Genomic DNA, 18,162 nt, shown 5'->3' with positions numbered 1-18,162 from the left:
GATGGTGCGGGCGGCGTCGTTCTTCACCTGACGTTGCGTCCAATTCGGAGGGGACTGCCGGGCTTTTGATCCAAAGCGAACATTGGCGATCGCGGGACGCTCGGCTACATCCGGCAGGGACTCGCCGTTCGCCTCACGGCTCATCAGGAAAGATCGACTTGACCCGCATGCTGACCCCGGACGCCGCACATTATGAGCAGCAATATCTGGACCTGATGCGCCTCATCTGGACGCAGGGGGATGAGCGTGTCGACCGGACGGGCGTGGGAACGCGGTCGATCCTGGGCGCAACCATGCGCTTTTCGCTGGCGGACGATGCCGTGCCCCTGCTGACCACCAAACGGGTCTTCTGGAAGGCCGCCGCGCGCGAGATGCTGTGGTTCCTAAGCGGCGACACCAACATCCGCGAACTGGTGCGCCAGGGCGTTCACATCTGGACCGACTGGCCGCTCGATGCCTATCGCAGGGCGACGGGCGAGACGATCGACCGGGACGCCTTTGAAGCGCGGATCATCGAGGATGACGATTTCGCGGCCCGATGGGGAGAGCTTGGCCCGGTCTATGGCGCGCAGTGGGTGAATTGGCCGCGCTACGAGCCGGTGGGCGATGGGCTCTACCGGCGCGCAGCGCAAGGGCACAACCAGATTGCCGATCTGGTCGAGGGGATCAGGACCAATCCCGGCTCGCGCCGCCTGCTTTTCACCGGCTGGAACGTCGCGGAAGTCGCGCGGATGGCGCTGCCGCCGTGCCATATGACCTATCAGTTCCAGGTGGCGAGCGGGCGGCTCAACGGCCTTTTGTTCCAGCGTAGCTGCGACCTGGGCCTGGGCTTTGCCTTCAACATCTTCGGCCTGTCGATGATTACCCGGATGCTGGCGCAGCAATGCGATCTGGCACCGGGCGAAGTGGTCTGGCAGGGCGGCGACGTTCACCTGTACCTGAACCACGCGGCGCTGGTTGAGGAGCAGATCAGCCGCACGCCCGCCGGTGCGCCCCTATTGAAGATCAACCGGCGGCCCCCCAGCATCTTCGACTACCGGATCGAGGATTTCGAGGTGCTGGACTATGCTCCCCAAGCCCATATCGCAGCCCCCGTCGCTGTGTAGCGAGCGCCTCAACAGGAACAGTTGCCTTTCTCAAACGTTGTAATATAGTAATTGCCATAAGCAATTTTATTGCAACAACGGAGAGAGCGCGGGATGAGCGATCAGCCTGCTTCGGGCGCTGGAGATCAGAGGAACGGGCGCAACCTGCCGCCGTTGCGCCTGCATGTGCCGGAGCCGCAGTTTCGCCCCGGCGACACGGCCGATTTCAGCAGCTTCGAGATACCGGCGGCGGGCGAAGCCCCGCGCCCCGATGAGGCCGCGCATCCCGGCACGATGCAGGGTCTGGTCTATGGGCTGATCCGCGTTCTGGACGATGAAGGCGCGGCGGTGGGACCATGGGACCCGCATCTGCCCGCCGAAACGCTGTTGAAGATGCTGCGCGCCATGGCCCTGACCCGCGCCTTCGACGAGCGCATGTTCCGCGCCCAGAGGCAGGGAAAGACGAGCTTCTACATGAAGTCGACGGGTGAGGAGGCTGTGTCGATCGCCGCCGCCACTGCCCTTGCCAGCGACGATATGTGTTTCCCCAGCTATCGCCAGCAGGGCATATTGATCGCGCGCGGCTGGCCGATCATCGACATGATGAACCAGATCTATTCGAACAAGGGCGACCGGCTGAAGGGCAGGCAGTTGCCGATCATGTATTCGGCGCGCGATGCGAGCTTCTTTTCCATCTCCGGCAATCTGACCACTCAATATCCGCAGGCGGTCGGATGGGCGATGGCCAGCGCGGCGCGGGGGGATACGCGAATCGCCGCGACTTGGTGCGGGGAAGGATCGACGGCGGAGGGCGATTTTCATTCCGCCTGTACTTTCGCCAGCGTCTATCGCGCGCCCGTCATCCTGAACATCGTCAACAACCAATGGGCCATCAGCAGCTTTTCCGGCTTTGCGGGGGCGGAGGCGACGACCTTCGCCGCGCGGGCGCTGGGCTATGGCATTGCTGGCCTGCGGGTCGACGGCAACGACGCGCTCGCCGTCTATGCCGCCACCCGCTGGGCCGCCGACCGGGCGCGGGCCAATGCCGGACCGACGCTGATCGAACATTTCACCTACCGGGCGGAAGGGCACAGCACCTCGGACGATCCGAGCGCCTATCGTTCTGCGGACGAAGGCAGCCATTGGCCGCTGGGCGACCCGATCGCCCGGTTGAAGCAGCATTGCATCCGCCTGGGCATATGGGATGAGGAACGGCAGGCGGCGATGGACAAGGAACTGGCCGAACAGGTGCGCGACGCCGCGCGGGAAGCGGAAAAGAACGGCATATTAGGCCACGGGCTGCACCATCATCCGATGGAAACGATGTTCGAGGATGTGTTCGAGGACATGCCCTGGCATCTGCGCGAACAGCAGCAGCAGATGCTGGACGAAGCGAAGGCGGCCGGGCTGTGAGCAGCAGCCTGAGCGATTCCGGGAGCGGCGGGCTCCAGCAGATGACCATGATCCAGGCGATCAACAGCGCGCTGGACGTGATGATGGAGCGCGATCCCGATGTCGTGGTGATGGGCGAGGATGTCGGCTATTTCGGCGGCGTCTTCCGCGCGACGGCGGGCTTGCAGAAAAAATATGGCAAGAACCGCGTCTTCGACACGCCCATAACGGAAATCGGCATTATCGGCGTGGCGATCGGCATGGGGGCTTATGGGCTGCGGCCCGTGCCGGAAATCCAGTTCGCCGACTATATCTATCCGGCGCTCGACCAGCTGGTGAGCGAGGCGGCGCGGCTGCGCTATCGTTCGGCGGGGGAATATATCGCGCCCTTGACGGTGCGGTCGCCCTTTGGCGGCGGCATATTCGGCGGGCAGACCCACAGCCAGTCGCCCGAAGGCATCTTCACCCATGTATCGGGCGTCAAGACGGTGATCCCGTCCACGCCCTACGACGCCAAGGGGCTGCTGATCGCGGCGATCGAGGATAATGATCCCGTCATCTTCTTCGAACCCAAACGCATCTATAACGGCCCCTTCGACGGCCATTATGACCGCCCGGCCAAGGGGTGGGCGGGACATCCCGGCGCGATGGTGCCGGAGGGCCATTATCGCGTGCCCCTGGGGCAGGCGCGGACGGTGCGGCAGGGTGAGGCGCTCACCATATTATGCTACGGCACGATGGAGCATGTGGTGGAAAGCACGGTCGCCGACATGGGCGTGGATGCGGAGATCATCGACCTGCGCACCCTGATTCCGCTGGACATCGAGGCGATCGAGCGATCCGTGAAGAAGACCGGCCGCTGCTTGATCGTGCATGAGGCGACGCGGACCAGCGGCTTTGGCGCGGAGTTGAGCGCGCTGGTGCAGGAACGATGCTTCTACCATCTGGAAGCGCCGATCGAGCGGGTGACCGGCTTTGACACGCCCTATCCGCACAGCCTGGAATGGGCCTATTTTCCGGGGCCCGTGCGCATCCGCAAAGCCATTGACAAGATCATGAAGGATTGAGGCGCGCCATGGCCCTGTTCACGTTCAAGCTGCCCGACATTGGCGAAGGCATCTCCGCAGCGGAAATCGTTGCATGGCATGTGAAAGCGGGGGACCGGGTCGAGGAAGACCAGCCGGTCGCCGACATGATGACGGACAAGGCCACGGTGGAGATGGAGAGCCCGGTCGCGGGAACCGTCCTGCGGCTGGCGGGCGAGGTGGGCGATCAGGTCGCGATCGGGGCGATGCTGGTGGAAATCGAGACGGAGGAGGAAGCGGAGGTGACCGCCTTGTCCGATGCGTCGCCGCCATCCGAAGAGGTGATCGAGGCCGAGACGCCGGGCGAGTCGGTGATCGACGAGGCGCGTTCGGAGGACGGCACGGGCGCTTCGCCTTTGGCTCAGTGGGGGGCTGCGACTTCGCTCAGCCCGAACGGTGGTGCGGCTAACACATTGCCTAACTCAACCGTGGAGGCCGCCCCATCACAGGTTCTTGCCTCTCCAGCCGTCCGTGCGCGGGCGAAGGAGCTTGGCGTCGATCTGTCGCAGGTGAAGGCCGCCGGAGAGCGCGTGCGCCATTCGGACCTGGACGCCTTCCTGCTTTACGGCGCGGGACAGGGCTATCGACCGGCGGGGGTGTCGGCGCAGCGGCCGGACGAGCAGGTGAAGGTCATCGGGCTGCGCCGCCGCATTGCCGAGAATATGGCGGCGTCGAAGCGGCATATTCCGCATTTTTCCTATGTCGAGGAGATCGACGTCACTGAACTGGAGCGGATGCGCGAGCAGTTGAACGCCAGCCGGGGCGACCGGCCAAGGCTTACCCTGCTGCCGCTGCTGATCAGTGCGATCTGCCGCTGCGTGCCTGACTTCCCGATGCTGAACGCGCGCTACGACGATGAAGCGGGCGTGGTGACGCGGCACGGCGCCGTGCATATGGGCGTCGCGACTCAGACCGGCGCAGGGTTGATGGTGCCGGTGATCCGCGACGCGCAGGACCGGAATATCTGGCAGCTCGCGGCCGAAATCCGCCGTCTGTCCGACGCCGCGCGCGCCGGCAAGGCGAAGGCGGAGGAATTGTCCGGTTCCACCCTCACCCTCACGTCGCTGGGTCCGCTTGGCGGGGTGGCGACGACGCCAGTGATCAACCGGCCGGAGGTCGCGATCATCGGCCCCAACCGCATCATCGAGCGTCCCGTCTTCAGGGGCAAGGACATAGTGGCGGCAAAGCTGATGAACCTGTCGATCAGTTGCGACCATCGCGTCGTCGACGGCTGGGATGCGGCGAGTTTCGTGCAGGCGGTGAAGACGCTGCTGGAAACGCCGGTGCTGTTGTTCGCTGATTGAGGGTGGCGGCGTTCAGCGTACCGTCGCGCGGTAGCTGAGGCGGCCGCTTTCGCCCGGAGAGATGGGGTCGGGCATAGTCCAGCGGATATGGGTGATGTCGGCGGGCACCGCGCGGCGGGTGCCGCCGAGCGGCGTCGGCAGCCATAGTTCCTCCAGCCGTCCCCAGCGCTGCCCGCCGTCGACGGAGACCTGGACAGCGGGCTCGGATGTGGCAAGCTGCATGCCGCGCGGCACGGGATTGGTGACGGCCAGTCCGCGCAAGGGCTGGGTCCCCGCATTACGCCAGTTGACCACCAGTATGAGCTGGTCGCCGGGCGCGACGCGGTCCGCGCTCGCCAGAACGCGGCGGGGACGTCCGTTGATATCGGTATGGACCCGCTCCACGAAAAGCTGGGTATCGACCTTGATATCCTGCCGGGCGAAAGCTCCGCCCGGAGCGGACGCCGCCAGCAGCCCGCATGCCATTACGCCGCAGCGCCTGATCAGGCCGGAAGTCCGATAGTTCATGGAGCCGGTGATAAAGGGAGATGGCCGAAGATTCGGTTAATCGTCTGTTGATTATATGTCCGCACTGCAACATGAAATTGGCGCGGCGAAATGGCCGGGCGCGCAGGCAAGACGGTAGGGAACGATCCTAGGTGACACCCCATGAACAGAATGAGATCAACCGCCGCCGCGACCGGCTGCTCGCGTCGATCGCGCTGACATCGGGCATCGGCCTGATCCTGGCGTTGCCCTTCGCCTTGCGCGAGGGGGCGGAATTCTTCCTGCCGCTGACCGCCGCGCTGGTGATCGCCATTGCGCTCGTGCCGTTCCTGGAGTGGATGGAGAGGCGGGGCGTGCCGTCCGCGATCGCGGCGCTGGTGGCGGTGATCGTGTTCCTGCTGGTGGCCAATGCGGCGATCGTGATGATCGTGGTTCCGGCGGCGGACTGGTTCGTGCTGCTGCCCGAAAGGCTGCCCAAAATACAGAGTAATCTAGCGCCTTTGATCGACCTTTATTCGCAGCTACAACGTTTCGTTGACGAAACGATTCAGGCGTTGGCGAGCGGCCCCGGCAATGCTGCCCGGACCGCTTCGGTGGATGCGCCGCGATCGCTGCTGCAATTCGCCGCCGCCTCAGCGCCCTCGGCCATCGTGCAGATGGTCTTCGCCCTGCTCATCATCTATTTCTTCCTTGCCGGATGGACGCGGCTGCGGCGGCGGACGATCAACAGCCGGGGCAGCTTCGACGGGGCGATGGCGGTGGCGCGCGTCATCCAGAATGTGGTCGATGCGACATCGGCCTATGTGCTGACCATCGCCACCATCAACCTGTGCCTTGGCCTTTCCGTCGCGATCGCGCTGTGGCTGATCGGCATGCCGTCGCCGCTGATGTGGGGCGGCATCGTCGCGATGCTGAACTTCATCCCTTATTTCGGGCCGATGCTGGCGGCGGTGCTGCTGGGCCTGGGCGGCCTGATGATGTTCGACGACATATGGATGGCGCTGCTGCCCGCCGCGATCCAGATCGGCTTTCACCTGATAGAGGCCAATGCGATCACGCCCATGGTGCTGGGGCGGCGGCTGACCATGAACCCCTTGCTGATCCTGGTCGCGCTTACCTTCTGGGGGTGGGTATGGGGAACTCCGGGCGCGCTGCTGGGCGTGCCTCTGCTGATCATCATCCAGACCGTTATTTCGGCCGCGGGCATGCCGGACATCGCCGGTTTTCTGTTCGAACGCGGGACACTCACGGTGCCGCCGCGCAAAGAAAATGACGAAACGGAGGAAACAGTTGAAAGAGCCGGTTGACAGGTCCGGCGCGCCCGCATAGATGCCCGCCCACACCGAACGCGGGTGTAGCTCAGTTGGTTAGAGCGCCGGCCTGTCACGCCGGAGGTCGCGGGTTCGAGCCCCGTCACTCGCGCCACTCTCCTTGTAGAGTGAATGGTCCCGAAGGACCATATTATCCCGATATTTATGATCGTCATGTGAGCGGAGGCTGGCATCTTTTCGAGCCAGGCGGTGTCCGCGCCAGAGGACGCAGCTTTCGCCGTGATGGCGGGGTGGCGCGTTCAGCCGCGCCGCCAGCGGCCGGTTTCCATCCAGGCGAGCAGGCGCTTCAAAGGCAGCACCCAGATCCAGATCAGGCCCAGGAAGACATAGACCGGCACCTGCGCGATCATCGGCAGGCGGCCGATAAGGCCTGACAGGCTGCCGATCAGGATCGCCCAGAGCGCGATCAGCGCCAATATGATGAACATGCCCACGGGCTTGCGCCAGCTGGGCTCATAGGGGGCGGGCTGGCGGTTCACGCGTCGGGTCCTTCGATCAGTTCGATTTCAGTGAGGATGATGTCGAGCGGCAGGTCCCACGGATCGGCGGGCAGGGCGTCATGCTCCTGCACCGACCAGGCGATGCCGACCCGCAGCGCATCGGGATAGCGGGCGAAGGCCCGGTCATAATAGCCGCCGCCCTGCCCCAGCCGGTTCATCGCCCGGTCGAATCCCAGCATCGGCGCAAAGATGATGTCGGGCGTGACCGGCGGACCGCTGGGTTCGGGATGGTGCGTGCCGTAAAGGCCGGGATGAAGCTGATCCTCCGGCGTCCAGGCGAGGAAGTCCATGCTGCCGAGGCGATCGATGACGCGCGGGAGGGCGAGGGTCTTGCCCATGGCCGCGAGCTGCGGGGCGAGGCGCTGGGCAGGGGCTTCATCGTCCAGGCCCATATAGAGCGCGACGGTGTTCGCGCCGGTGAGGCGGCGGGCGAGGGGGGAGGGGATCGCCTTGAAGGCCAGGCGGTGGGCGAGCGGATCGAGCGCGATGAGGAAGGCACGGCGGCGCTCCCGTGCGAGGGCGCGCAGGGCGGCTTTATCGGGGTCGTCGCTCATGAGCCGCGTTTAGACCCGGCGGAGGGGGCTGGGAACCTGTTTCTCGACCCTTCGATAACTCAGGACAGGCTTCGTTCGAAACCAACGGTGTTGTGGGAGCCAGCGAGAGGGAGGGTGACGGGACCGCCTCGGCCGTTTGCTGGAATATCCTCTGACGCCTCAACGTCAGGTGGGAACCATGTAGATCAGGCCGGAGCCCGCCCAGGGACAGTCCCCGTGGATGTGATTATCGCCTCAGGGATGTTCGCTAAAGCTCGTACCGCGCAGTGCCCGTCACCGGCAATCTAGGCATCGTCCGCCGCCGCGGCAAGCCTGTCGCTCAGCTTTTCGAGGCGAGCGGCGAGGCTTTCGATCGTCTGGGCGGCGGATTCGTCCTCATCGCCCAGCGCGAGTTGCTGTTGCCGCCCAATGGCCTCCCGCTTGAGGTCGTTCAGCTCGTCCGCCAGGAACAGCGCGGCGAACAGCAGCGTGCGCACTTCCGTCAGGCCGGGCGTGTTCTGCTGGGCGAGCCGGGCCTTGCGTTCGATCAGGCTGGCGAGATGGGCGAGATGCGCTTCCTCGCCATCGCGGCACCGCACTGGATAATGACGCCCGGCGATTACGAGAGTCGTTTCAGCCATGCGCCTGTCCCCTCACCTCGGCGATCAATGCGTCGAGCGATCGAAGCGCTTCCCGTGCCGCCGCCGCATCGATGCCGCCGGGTGGGGGAGCGGAGGGTCTGGACCGGTCCACCTGCTGCTCAAGCCTGCCAACCGCGCGCTCCAGAGCGCCGATCGCCTGCATCATGCGATTGCTTGCCATAACCAACGCATAGACAAAGTTTTCGCCGCGCAAAAGCCGTCATTGGGCCGCTCGGCCCGGCGTTGCGGCCTGCCGTGGTTGACGCCCCGTGCCAGAGGCGACAAAGGGGACCCGATTTCGATTCGCCGGCTCAGCAGGGGGCCGCTTTTTAGAGCAGGAAAGACGCCAGCCCAGATGACCGTTTCCGAAAAGTCGCTCGCCAGCGCCATCAGGGCGCTTTCCATGGATGCAGTGCAGGCGGCGAACAGCGGCCATCCGGGCATGCCGATGGGCATGGCGGACGTCGCGACGGTGCTGTTCAAGGATTATCTGAAGTTCGACCCAAGCCAGCCCAAATGGGCCGACCGTGACCGTTTCGTGCTGTCGGCGGGCCATGGGTCGATGCTGATCTACTCGCTGCTGCACCTGACCGGCTATGCGCGCCCGACGATCGAGGACATTCGCAATTTCCGCCAGCTAGGCAGCCCCTGCGCCGGGCATCCTGAGAATTTCGAACTGGCGGGCGTGGAAGCGACGACCGGCCCGCTGGGTTCGGGCTTGGCGACCGCTGTGGGCATGGCGATTGCGGAGCGGCACCTTAATTCGACCTTCGGCGACGATCTGGTCGATCACCGTACATGGGTGATCGCTGGCGACGGCTGCCTGATGGAGGGCGTCAATCATGAGGCGATCGGGCTTGCGGGGCACCTGAACCTCGGCCGCCTGATCGTGTTGTGGGACGATAACAAGATCACCATCGACGGCGCGGTCGACCTGTCGAGCAGCGAAGATGTGCGCGCCCGCTATGCCGCGACCGGCTGGCATGTGGTTTCGTGCGACGGCCATGATGTGGCGGACGTGCGCCGCGCGATTGACGAGGCGCTGGCCGATCCGCGCCCGTCGCTGGTCGCCTGCGCCACCAAGATCGGCTATGGCGCGCCCAACAAGGCGGGTACGTCTGGCGTCCATGGTTCGGCGCTGGGCGTCGAGGAAGTGGCTGCGGCGCGCGAGTTCCTGGGCTGGACGGCCGAGCCCTTCGTCATTCCCGAAGATGTGGCGGCCGAATGGCGGCGCATTGGTGCGCGCGGCGCGGAAGTGCGCGCGGGCTGGGAAGACCGTCTGGCGGGCAATGGCCAGAAGGCGGAGTTCGAGCGGCGCATGGCGGGGGAATTGCCCGCCGGTTTCTCGCTCTCCAACTATATCGATACGCTGATCGCCAATCCGCAGAAGGTCGCGACCCGCAAGGCGAGCGAAATGGCGCTGGGCGCGATCAACGACCTGCTGCCCGAAACGCTGGGCGGTTCGGCGGACCTGACCGGCTCCAACAACACCAAGACCAAGAGCACCGGTCCGCTCACCAGGGACGATTATTCCGGCCGCTATGTCTATTATGGCATCCGCGAGTTCGGCATGGCCTGCGCGATGAATGGGCTGGCGCTGCATGGCGGCGTCATCCCTTATGGCGGCACTTTCCTTGTGTTCTCCGACTATATGCGTGGCGGCATCCGTCTGGCCGCGCTCCAGCAGCAGCGGGTCATCCATGTGCTGACCCATGACTCGATCGGCCTTGGCGAGGATGGTCCGACCCACCAGCCGATCGAGCATGTCATGTCGCTGCGCATGATCCCGAACCTGGACGTCTATCGCCCGGCGGATGTGGTCGAGACGGCGGAATGCTGGGAACTGGCGTTGCAGGACAAGGATGGTCCGTCCGTGCTGGCGCTGACCCGCCAGAACCTGCCGCAGTTGCGGACGGAGAAGGCGGGCGAGAATCTCTGCGCGAGGGGCGCCTATCGCCTGCGCGCGGCGAAGGCGGATCGCAAGGTTGTGTTGGTAGCCACGGGTTCCGAAGTCGAGATCGCGGTCGCGACGGCCGATCTGCTGGAAAGCCAGGGCATCGGCGCGGACGTGGTGTCGATGCCGAGCTGGGCGCATTTCGAGGCGCAGCCGCAGGCGTATAAGGATGATCTCCTTCCGCACCATGTCCTGCGTGTCTCGATTGAGGCAGGGACCACCTTTGGGTGGGAACGTTATACCGGCATTGCGGGCCTGCGCTTTGGCATCGATACGTTCGGCGCTTCGGCTCCGGCGGAAGTGCTGTATGAGCATTTCGGCCTGACGGCCGCCAAGATCGCGCCGCAGGTTGCGGCCGCGCTGGATCATTGAGAAGAACATCTACCAATCAGGAGGCTAGTGCAGTGGCAACGAAGGTAGCAATTAACGGTTTCGGACGTATCGGCCGCCTGGTGGCGCGCGCAATCCTGTCGCGCACCGACCATGACCTGGAGCTGGTCAGCATCAACGATCTGGGCGACGCTAAGGCGAACGCCCTGCTGTTCAAGCGTGACAGCGTCCATGGCGCTTTCCCCGGCGACGTCAGCGTCGATGGCGACGTGCTGGTCGTCAACGGCAAGCGCATCGCCGTGACCGCTGAGCGTGACCCGGCCAAGCTGCCCCACGCGGCGCAGGGCGTTGAGATTGCGCTGGAGTGCACCGGCTTCTTCACCGATCGGGAATCGGCGTCGAAGCATCTGGCGGCGGGCGCCAAGCGCGTCGTCATCTCGGCTCCGGCCAAGGGCGTGGACAAGACCGTCGTGTTCGGCGTCAATCATGAGACGCTGACCGCCGACGATGTCGTTATTTCCAACGCTTCGTGCACCACCAACTGCCTTGCGCCGCTCGCCAAGGTGCTGAACGACAGCATCGGCATCGAACGTGGCCTGATGACGACGATCCACAGCTATACCAACGACCAGAAGATCCTCGACCAGATCCACAGCGACGCCCGCCGTTCGCGCGCGGCCGCCATGTCGATGATCCCGACCACCACCGGCGCTGCCCGTGCGGTGGGCGAGGTTCTGCCCGAACTGAAGGGCAAGCTGGACGGTTCGGCGATCCGCGTGCCGACGCCGAACGTGTCGGTCGTGGACCTGACCTTCACGCCCAAGCGCGACACGAGCGTCGAGGAAGTGAACAGCCTGCTGAAGGCCGCTGCCGAAGGCGCGCTGAAGGGCGTGCTGGCCTATACCGACGAGCCGCTGGTTTCGATCGACTTCAATGGCGATCCGGCCAGCTCGACCATCGACAGCCTGGAAACGGCGGTGATCGACGGCAAGCTGGTGCGCGTGCTGAGCTGGTACGACAATGAATGGGGCTTCTCCAACCGCATGGTCGATACGACCGGCGTGGTTGCCGGGCTGCTGTAAGGCGGCAAGCCTGGGCGAACCTTTATCCGTTCGCCCTGAGCCTGTCGAAGGGCTCGCCTGAGCGAAGCGAAGGCCGATCTGGCTTCGCTCCGCTCGGCCAAGGGCTTCGACTTCGCTCAGCCCGAACGGTTGGAGGGAAGTCCAAACAATAGAGGCGGAGAAACGAGACGTGGCCAAGCCCTTCAAGACGCTGGACGATATGGGCGACATCAGCGGCAAGACCGTGCTGGTGCGCGAAGATTTGAACGTGCCGATGCAGGATGGATCGGTGACCGACGATACCCGCCTGCGGGCGGCGATGCCGACGATCCTGGAACTGGCGGATCGCGGCGCGAAGGTGCTGATCCTGGCGCATTTCGGGCGGCCGAAGGGTCAGAAGAACCCGGAATATTCACTGTCGAAGATCACCCGTCCGCTGACGCAGGTGCTGGGGCGTGATGTGCAGTTCATTCCTGACTGCTGCGGCGAGGCTGCGGTCGATGGCATTGCGGTGATGCGTCCCGGTGACATTTCCATTCTGGAAAATACCCGCTTCCATCCCGGCGAGGAAAAGAATGATCCGGCGCTGGCGGAAGCCATGGCGGCGATTGGCGACTTCTATGTGAACGACGCCTTTTCGGCCGCGCACCGCGCCCATGCCTCGACCGAAGGGCTGGCGCACAAGCTGCCTGCTTTTGCCGGCCGGTCGATGGAAAAGGAACTGGACGCGTTGCAGGCGGCGCTGGGCGAGCCGGTGAAGCCGGTCGCGGCGGTGGTCGGCGGGGCGAAGGTTTCGACCAAGCTCGACGTCCTCAACAACCTGGTCGCCAAGGTCGATCATCTGATCATCGGCGGCGGCATGGCCAATACCTTCCTGCACGCGCGTGGCGTGGATGTCGGCAAGTCGCTGTGCGAGAAGGATCTGGCGGACACGGCCGAGGCGATTTTCGACGCGGCGGAGAAGGCCGGTTGCACCATTCACCTGCCCTATGACGTGGTGGTGGCGAAGGAGTTCGCGGCCAATCCGCCATCGGTGCGGACCTGCAATGTGCACGAGGTCGCGGCTGACGAGATGATCCTGGACGTGGGACCGGCGGCTGTCGAGGCGCTGGGCGATGCGCTCAAGAACTGCCGCACCTTGGTGTGGAACGGACCGCTGGGCGCGTTCGAGATCGCTCCGTTCGACAAGGCGACCGTGGCCTTGGCGAAGACGGCGGCGGCCTTGACCAAGGAAGGGCAGCTTACGTCCGTGGCGGGGGGCGGCGATACCGTCGCGGCGCTCAACCATGCGGGCGTGGCGGGCGACTTTACCTTCGTATCCACCGCTGGCGGCGCTTTCCTCGAATGGATGGAAGGCAAGGAACTGCCAGGCGTCAAGGCGCTGATGGCTTGAATATCAGGGGCCGCCCGTGATTGGCGGCCCCTTTCATTTTCCGTCGCTGCCATCGTGGCGGCGCAACCCTACAGAGAAGGTATGTGCAGATGCTGGATCAGGACATGAAGAACAAGATTGCGGGCGGCAACGGCTTTATCGCCGCGCTGGACCAGAGCGGGGGTTCGACGCCCAAGGCGCTGAAAGGCTATGGCATCGAAGAAGGAGCATGGTCGAACGATGAGGAAATGTTCGGCCTGATCCACGACATGCGCAGCCGCATCATCACCTCGCCCGCCTTTTCGGGTGAGAAGGTGATCGGCGCGATCCTGTTCGAGCGGACCATGGACGGCGAGGCAGGCGGCAAGCCGGTCCCGCAGGCGCTGATCGAGCGCGGCGTCGTGCCCTTCATCAAGATCGACAAGGGTCTGGAGGATGAAACGAACGGTGTGCAGCTGATGAAGCCGATGCCGGAACTGGACGCGCTGCTCAAGCGCGCCAAGTCGCTGGGCGTGTTCGGAACCAAGGAGCGTTCGGTTATCAATCTCGCCAATCGCGAGGGCATCGCCGCTGTCGTGAAGCAGCAGTTCGAAGTGGGGCAGCAGGTTCTGGCCGCCGGGCTGGTGCCGATGATCGAGCCCGAAGTGAACATCAAGAGCCCTGAGCGGGCCGATGCCGACCAGATCCTGCTGGAGGAACTGGTGAAGGCGCTCGACGCCTTGCCGGGCGACGATCAGGTGATGCTGAAATTGTCGTTGCCGACGAAGCCCGGCCTGTTCGATCCGCTGGTCGATCATCCCCGCGTGCTGCGCGTCGTGGCGCTGTCCGGCGGTTTTTCGCGCGCGGAAGCCTGCGTCGAACTCGCCAAGAACCGGGGCATCATCGCCAGTTTCAGCCGCGCGCTGTTGAACGACCTGCGCCATCAGATGAGCGATGACGAGTTCAACGCCTCGCTGGGTCAGGCGATCGACGAAATCTACACCGCCTCCACCAAGAAGGCGGCCTGATCCGCCGATGACGGCGGCAGGGAACCATTCCGGGGCCGCCGTCATCCGCATCGGACCGGACGGCGTCGCGACGATGCGGGCAGTGAATGCGCTGTTCGCGGAGGTCTTCGATGACCTGCAATCCTATGCCGGCCTGCCGCCATCCGACGACTATCTGACCGATCTGCTGGCCGATCCCCGCTTCATCGCGCTGGCCGCTTTGGAGGGGGACAGGGTTGTCGGCGCGCTGGCCGCGTATGAATTGCGCAAGTTCGAGCAGCAGCGCAGCGAAATCTACATTTACGATCTCGCCGTGGCGGCAGACCGGCGGCGGCAAGGCATCGCCACCGCGCTGATCGACGCGTTGCGGCCGGTCGCCATCGCTGCGGGCGCGTGGGTGATCTATGTGCAGGCGGATCTGGAGGATGAGCCTGCGGTCGCGCTCTACACCAGGCTGGGCGCGCGCGAGGATGTGCTGCATTTCGACATAGCGCCGCGTGCTTAGAGCATGATCATGTTTGAGTGATCTTCATCCCGGACCTTCGACAAGCCCGGATGATGGATAGCGAGCCTTGATGCGGAGGCTTCCGTACAAGACGATCACGGTCAGCGAGACTGTGACACATAAAAAGCGTGGCGAATCTGCGTGTCATCGCATGAATGGCAAGGCAAAAAAAAGCATGGCTGCGGCTCCCAGAAAACTTCTGACACCATGAAGCCGGCCCCACTGGACGAGCATCGCGCGACTTTCGAAGCCGGCGAGACGTGGGTTCAGGGCCATGAGCCGCTTATTGACGGGGAAGATGGCCAAGAGCGTGAAGGGCCAGTTCGCAAGAAGGGCGACACTCCCTGCCACCCAAAGCCAGTCTTTCGTGAGATAGCCTGCGATCAGGCCTGCCAGGCCGCCAATCACGGCCAAGCCAGACTGAATGGGTAGCGCGCGCTTATAGCTTGGCTGCCATTGTTGAAGCATCGGCCCGTCGCCCAGGCCAAGCCGCGCGGGATGCTCGACCAGCGTGATGTAGAAAGCTGCGCCAGTGAAAAGCGTCGCGCTGAGCAGAGCAACAAGTGAGATTATCATAACCGTTCCTCGCCTGGTTCGAGGAAGCGCCAACCCACGGGACAGCGCCTCCCCGAATTTGGGGTGACGCCGCGGCTGGGAAGAACCCCGATGGGGTGCAGGAACTACCGACCTGCTGCTCTATTTCCGGCGGATCAACTATCGCCACTCGTGCGCGATCAATCAAGAGCCACGATCGATATATGAGACAATGGGCTAAGCGGCCATGGCTTTGAGCGCGATCGCGTCCGCTATCGCATGCGCTTCCATGTCATTGTTGAAATAGGCCCAGACGGCGCGGCCATGGCGCGCCTGATCGCGCATCCACTCCGCCCAATCGCGGAGCTGCGCTTCGGGATAGCGGCCCCAATATTTGCCGCCCGCGCCGTGGAAGCGGACATAGGCGGCGCTGCCCGTTGCGATGCGCGGGCTGGCCGATCCGGCCATGTCATGGACGCAGAAGCTCGCGCCACGGCGTTCGAGCAGTTCATAGGTGCCGTCCTGATACCAGCTTGGGTGGCGGAATTCGAAGACGGGCGTGATGTCCGCGGGCTGGAGCTTGAGGAAGCTGTCCAGCCGTTCGAGATCAAGCCGGAGGCTGGGCGGTAGCTGATAGAGCACAGGCCCCAGCGCGGGACCGAAATGGCGGAAGGATTCCATCATCCGCTCCATCGGTTCCTCGCAATTTTTCAGTTTCAGCGCCTGGGTGAGGTAGCGGTTCGCCTTGGCGGCATAGCAGAAGCCGGGCGGAGCCTGATCGCGCCAGCCATCCACCGTCTCCGGCCTGGGCAGGCGGTAGAAGCTGTTGTTGATCTCCACCGTGTCGAAATGTTCGGCATAGAAGGCGAACCAGCGCTTCTGGCCAAGCTTTTCGGGATAGAAGCGGCCGCGCCAGTGACGATAGTTCCAACCTGAACAGCCGATCCTGATCATAGGCGAGACAAGCTGCCGGGCCGTGAAGCGGTTCCATAGTTTTCCTTGGGTGCCGAAACGCGCTAAGGGGCGGCGCATGACCGACTTCACTGACGAAGAACTGGCGCTTGACCCCCATTTCGCCGACCAGTTCGAAAAGGGCTTCCGCCCGCCCTGCCAGCTTTACCTCATCTCCCCGCCGGTAATCGGGGATGATTTCGTGCGGCAATTGGCCGAAGCGTTCGACGGCGGGAATGTGGCGGCGTTCCAGTTGCGGCTGAAGGGCGCGGACGAAGAGGCGGTCGCGCGCGCGGCGGAGCCATTGCAGAAACTGTGCGCCGAGCGGGAGGTTGCGTTCGTCATCAACGACAGCATCGCTCTGGCCAAGCGGCTGGGCGCGGACGGCGTGCATCTGGGGCAGGGCGATGGCGACCCGCGTGAGGCGCGCAAGATATTGGGCCCGTCCGTGCAGATCGGCGTCACCTGCCATGACAGCCGCCACCTTGCGATGGAAGCGGGGGAGGCGGGCGCGGACTATGTGGCGTTCGGCGCTTTCTATCCGACCACGACCAAGGAGACGCTGTACCGGCCGGACCCGTCGATCCTGAGCTGGTGGACGGCCCTGTTCGAACTTCCCTGCGTGGCGATCGGCGGGATCACCGCCGCCAATGCCGCGCCGCTGGTGGAGGCGGGCGCGGATTTCCTGGCGGTGAGCGGCGCTGTGTGGAGCCACCCGGACGGAGCGCGCGCCGGGGTGACGGCTTTTGCGGGGGTTCTGGGCAAGGCCTGACGCCTCGGAAGGGAGGCAGGCAGCTTTCCTGGCATTTGCGCGTTTCCTCTCCCAACCATCGGGAGAGTTTCGCCTTGAAGACACATCTGCTTGCGCTCACGCTGCTGTGCACCGCCTGCAACGTTTCCGTCACTGATGCCAATGAAAGCGGGCGCGCGCCCTCGGACAGCGAGCAGCAGAGCGCGGCGGCAAATCAGGGGGGCGACCCCTATGCCTTCACCATCGTGCCGGAACCGGGTGGCGCGCCCGCGCGGGCGGACTCAATCCTCCAGGCGCAGGTGGCGCTCGACCGGGCAGGCTTCTCCCCCGGCGTTCTCGACGGGAAGGAGGGCATGTCCTTCACGGCGGCGCTCAAGGGATTCCAGGAAGCCAGGGGCTTGCCGGAGACAGGCAAATATGACGAAGCGACCGCCAGGGCGCTGCTGGGGGACAGCCCGCCTCCGGCGACATGGCTGGTGACGATCCCCGAAGGCTTCGCGCGCGGGCCTTACAGCAATATCCCCACGGAATATGCCGATCAGGCGAAGCTGCCTGCGCTTGGCTACCGCAACCTGATCGAGAAGCTGGCCGAACGCTTCCATACTAAGCCCGAAGTGCTGGTGGCGCTGAACGCCCCCGGCACGAAGCTGGGGCCGGGGGCGACGGTGCGCGTGCCCGCCATCGGCAATCAGCCGGTGGCCCGGATCGAGGGAGATGAGCGGGGCTGGGGCAGCACGCTCGCCAGCCTGGCGGTGGCCAAGGACCAGCCGCAGGCGGACCATATCGTGGTGGACAAGTCGGACGGGGTGCTGCGGGTCTTCGACGCGCAGGACAAGCTGATCGCCCAGTTCCCCGCAACCATGGGATCGCAGCATGATCCGCTGCCGCTGGGCACATGGGAGATCAAGGGGATCAGCCGCAACCCGGATTTCCACTATAATCCCGACCTCTTCTGGGACGCTGACGCCAAGGATGAGAAAGCCGTGCTCAAACCGGGGCCGAACGGTCCGGTCGGCGTGGTCTGGATCGACCTTTCGAAACCCCATTACGGCATTCACGGCACGCCTGAGCCGCAGACCATCGGCCGCACCGAAAGCCACGGCTGCATCCGCCTGACCAATTGGGATGCCGCGCGGCTGGCGCAGATGGTGAAAAGCGGGGTGAAGGCCGTGTTCCAGGCATGAAGAGACCGGGACGGCGCGGGTGGGCGGGCATAGCGCTCGCCATCCTGCTGCTGGTCCTGTTCCTGAAAATGTGCGTGCGGATCGTGCCTGGGGGCAGTCCGGAAAGGCCGCCTGCCGCGCCTCCCCAACGCGCCGCGGCGGAGGCGGGCGCGCTGCTGATCCCGGTGGAGGGCGTGC

At 64.6% G+C, this 18,162-nt stretch carries 19 protein-coding genes, 1 tRNA gene and 1 pseudogene; 14 read left to right on the top strand and 7 right to left on the bottom strand.

What is annotated here, in order from left to right; translation table 11 throughout:
- The first annotated feature begins 167 nt into the window (after positions 1-167).
- The 4 genes from thyA to L288_RS22820 all read left to right on the top strand — a co-directional run bounded on the left by thyA (position 168) and on the right by L288_RS22820 (position 4,866).
- Positions 168-1,106: a thymidylate synthase gene (gene thyA / locus L288_RS22835; RefSeq protein WP_021236424.1), complete on the top strand. Its 939-nt coding sequence runs from the start codon at positions 168-170 to the stop codon at positions 1,104-1,106.
- Between the two features lie 93 nt (positions 1,107-1,199).
- Complete coding sequence (locus L288_RS22830) at positions 1,200-2,498, top strand: 3-methyl-2-oxobutanoate dehydrogenase (2-methylpropanoyl-transferring) subunit alpha (RefSeq protein WP_021236423.1); 1,299 nt, start codon at positions 1,200-1,202, stop codon at positions 2,496-2,498.
- A gap of 41 nt (positions 2,499-2,539) precedes the next feature.
- Positions 2,540-3,544 (top strand): alpha-ketoacid dehydrogenase subunit beta, encoded by a 1,005-nt coding sequence (locus tag L288_RS22825; protein WP_031303701.1) that lies wholly within the window; start codon positions 2,540-2,542, stop codon positions 3,542-3,544.
- An 8-nt stretch (positions 3,545-3,552) separates the two neighbouring features.
- A complete protein-coding gene (locus L288_RS22820; RefSeq protein ID WP_021236421.1) occupies positions 3,553-4,866 on the top strand; it encodes a dihydrolipoamide acetyltransferase family protein in 1,314 nt (437 codons plus the stop codon).
- A 12-nt stretch (positions 4,867-4,878) separates the two neighbouring features.
- Here L288_RS22820 and L288_RS22815 read toward each other — a convergent pair whose 3' ends face one another.
- Complete coding sequence (locus L288_RS22815) at positions 4,879-5,331, bottom strand: DUF11 domain-containing protein (protein ID WP_021236420.1); 453 nt, start codon at positions 5,329-5,331, stop codon at positions 4,879-4,881.
- Positions 5,332-5,504: 173 nt separating this feature from the next.
- On the opposite strand from L288_RS22815, the gene L288_RS22810 reads away from it, so the two are divergent.
- Complete coding sequence (locus L288_RS22810) at positions 5,505-6,659, top strand: AI-2E family transporter (RefSeq protein WP_021236419.1); 1,155 nt, start codon at positions 5,505-5,507, stop codon at positions 6,657-6,659.
- A 41-nt stretch (positions 6,660-6,700) separates the two neighbouring features.
- A tRNA-Asp gene (locus tag L288_RS22805) sits at positions 6,701-6,777 on the top strand.
- Positions 6,778-6,922: 145 nt separating this feature from the next.
- On the opposite strand, the gene L288_RS22800 is transcribed toward L288_RS22805, so the two are convergent.
- From L288_RS22800 to L288_RS43565, 4 genes are all read right to left on the bottom strand, one after another.
- Positions 6,923-7,162 (bottom strand): DUF2842 domain-containing protein, encoded by a 240-nt coding sequence (locus L288_RS22800; RefSeq protein WP_021236418.1) that lies wholly within the window; start codon positions 7,160-7,162, stop codon positions 6,923-6,925.
- A complete protein-coding gene (locus L288_RS22795; RefSeq protein WP_021236417.1) occupies positions 7,159-7,737 on the bottom strand; it encodes a 5-formyltetrahydrofolate cyclo-ligase in 579 nt (192 codons plus the stop codon). Before L288_RS22795 ends, L288_RS22800 begins: the two co-directional genes overlap by 4 nt.
- 284 nt (positions 7,738-8,021) lie before the next feature.
- Positions 8,022-8,357 (bottom strand): cell division protein ZapA, encoded by a 336-nt coding sequence (locus tag L288_RS22790; protein WP_021236416.1) that lies wholly within the window; start codon positions 8,355-8,357, stop codon positions 8,022-8,024.
- Complete coding sequence (locus L288_RS43565; RefSeq protein ID WP_152522013.1) at positions 8,350-8,538, bottom strand: hypothetical protein; 189 nt, start codon at positions 8,536-8,538, stop codon at positions 8,350-8,352. Before L288_RS43565 ends, L288_RS22790 begins: the two co-directional genes overlap by 8 nt.
- A 174-nt stretch (positions 8,539-8,712) precedes the next feature.
- Here L288_RS43565 and tkt point away from each other — a divergent pair, with 174 nt between their 5' ends.
- From tkt to L288_RS22760, 5 genes are all read left to right on the top strand, one after another.
- On the top strand, positions 8,713-10,683 hold the full coding sequence (tkt, locus tag L288_RS22780; RefSeq protein WP_021236414.1) for a transketolase: 1,971 nt from the start codon (positions 8,713-8,715) through the stop codon (positions 10,681-10,683).
- A 32-nt stretch (positions 10,684-10,715) separates the two neighbouring features.
- A complete protein-coding gene (gap, locus tag L288_RS22775; protein WP_021236413.1) occupies positions 10,716-11,723 on the top strand; it encodes a type I glyceraldehyde-3-phosphate dehydrogenase in 1,008 nt (335 codons plus the stop codon).
- Between the two features lie 199 nt (positions 11,724-11,922).
- Positions 11,923-13,095 carry a phosphoglycerate kinase gene (locus tag L288_RS22770; protein ID WP_190288220.1) on the top strand — a complete coding sequence of 391 codons (1,173 nt, stop codon included), beginning with the start codon at positions 11,923-11,925 and terminating at the stop codon, positions 13,093-13,095.
- Positions 13,096-13,184: 89 nt separating this feature from the next.
- Positions 13,185-14,081, top strand: coding sequence for a fructose bisphosphate aldolase (locus tag L288_RS22765; RefSeq protein ID WP_021236411.1), 897 nt, complete (start codon positions 13,185-13,187; stop codon positions 14,079-14,081).
- 7 nt (positions 14,082-14,088) lie between these two features.
- The gene (locus L288_RS22760) at positions 14,089-14,565 is read left to right on the top strand and encodes an AAC(3)-I family aminoglycoside N-acetyltransferase (RefSeq protein ID WP_021236410.1); all 477 of its coding nucleotides are present in this window, start codon (positions 14,089-14,091) and stop codon (positions 14,563-14,565) included.
- 144 nt (positions 14,566-14,709) lie between these two features.
- Here L288_RS22760 and L288_RS22755 read toward each other — a convergent pair whose 3' ends face one another.
- Together L288_RS22755 and L288_RS22750 are read right to left on the bottom strand one after the other, a co-directional pair.
- Positions 14,710-15,141 carry a DUF1772 domain-containing protein gene (locus tag L288_RS22755; RefSeq protein WP_021236409.1) on the bottom strand — a complete coding sequence of 144 codons (432 nt, stop codon included), beginning with the start codon at positions 15,139-15,141 and terminating at the stop codon, positions 14,710-14,712.
- 195 nt (positions 15,142-15,336) lie between these two features.
- Positions 15,337-16,131: a DUF72 domain-containing protein gene (locus L288_RS22750; RefSeq protein WP_236612977.1), complete on the bottom strand. Its 795-nt coding sequence runs from the start codon at positions 16,129-16,131 to the stop codon at positions 15,337-15,339.
- On the opposite strand from L288_RS22750, the gene thiE reads away from it, so the two are divergent.
- The 3 genes and pseudogenes from thiE to L288_RS0121040 all read left to right on the top strand — a co-directional run.
- Entirely contained in the window at positions 16,130-16,822 is a 693-nt protein-coding gene (thiE, locus tag L288_RS22745) for a thiamine phosphate synthase (protein ID WP_021236407.1), read from the top strand. The two genes, L288_RS22750 and thiE, sit on opposite strands and share 2 nt — an antisense overlap.
- A 74-nt stretch (positions 16,823-16,896) precedes the next feature.
- Positions 16,897-17,985 (top strand): L,D-transpeptidase family protein, encoded by a 1,089-nt coding sequence (locus tag L288_RS22740; protein WP_031303699.1) that lies wholly within the window; start codon positions 16,897-16,899, stop codon positions 17,983-17,985.
- Positions 17,982-18,162: pseudogene (locus L288_RS0121040) on the top strand (hypothetical protein); the annotation flags it as partial. The gene L288_RS22740 and the pseudogene L288_RS0121040, both read left to right, overlap by 4 nt.

Origin of the sequence: Sphingobium quisquiliarum P25 (assembly GCF_000445065.1) — a bacterium.
GTDB lineage: Bacteria > Pseudomonadota > Alphaproteobacteria > Sphingomonadales > Sphingomonadaceae > Sphingobium > Sphingobium quisquiliarum.
Note: the sequence above shows the minus strand (reverse complement) of the source record. Positions and strands in the feature narration are given on the sequence as shown.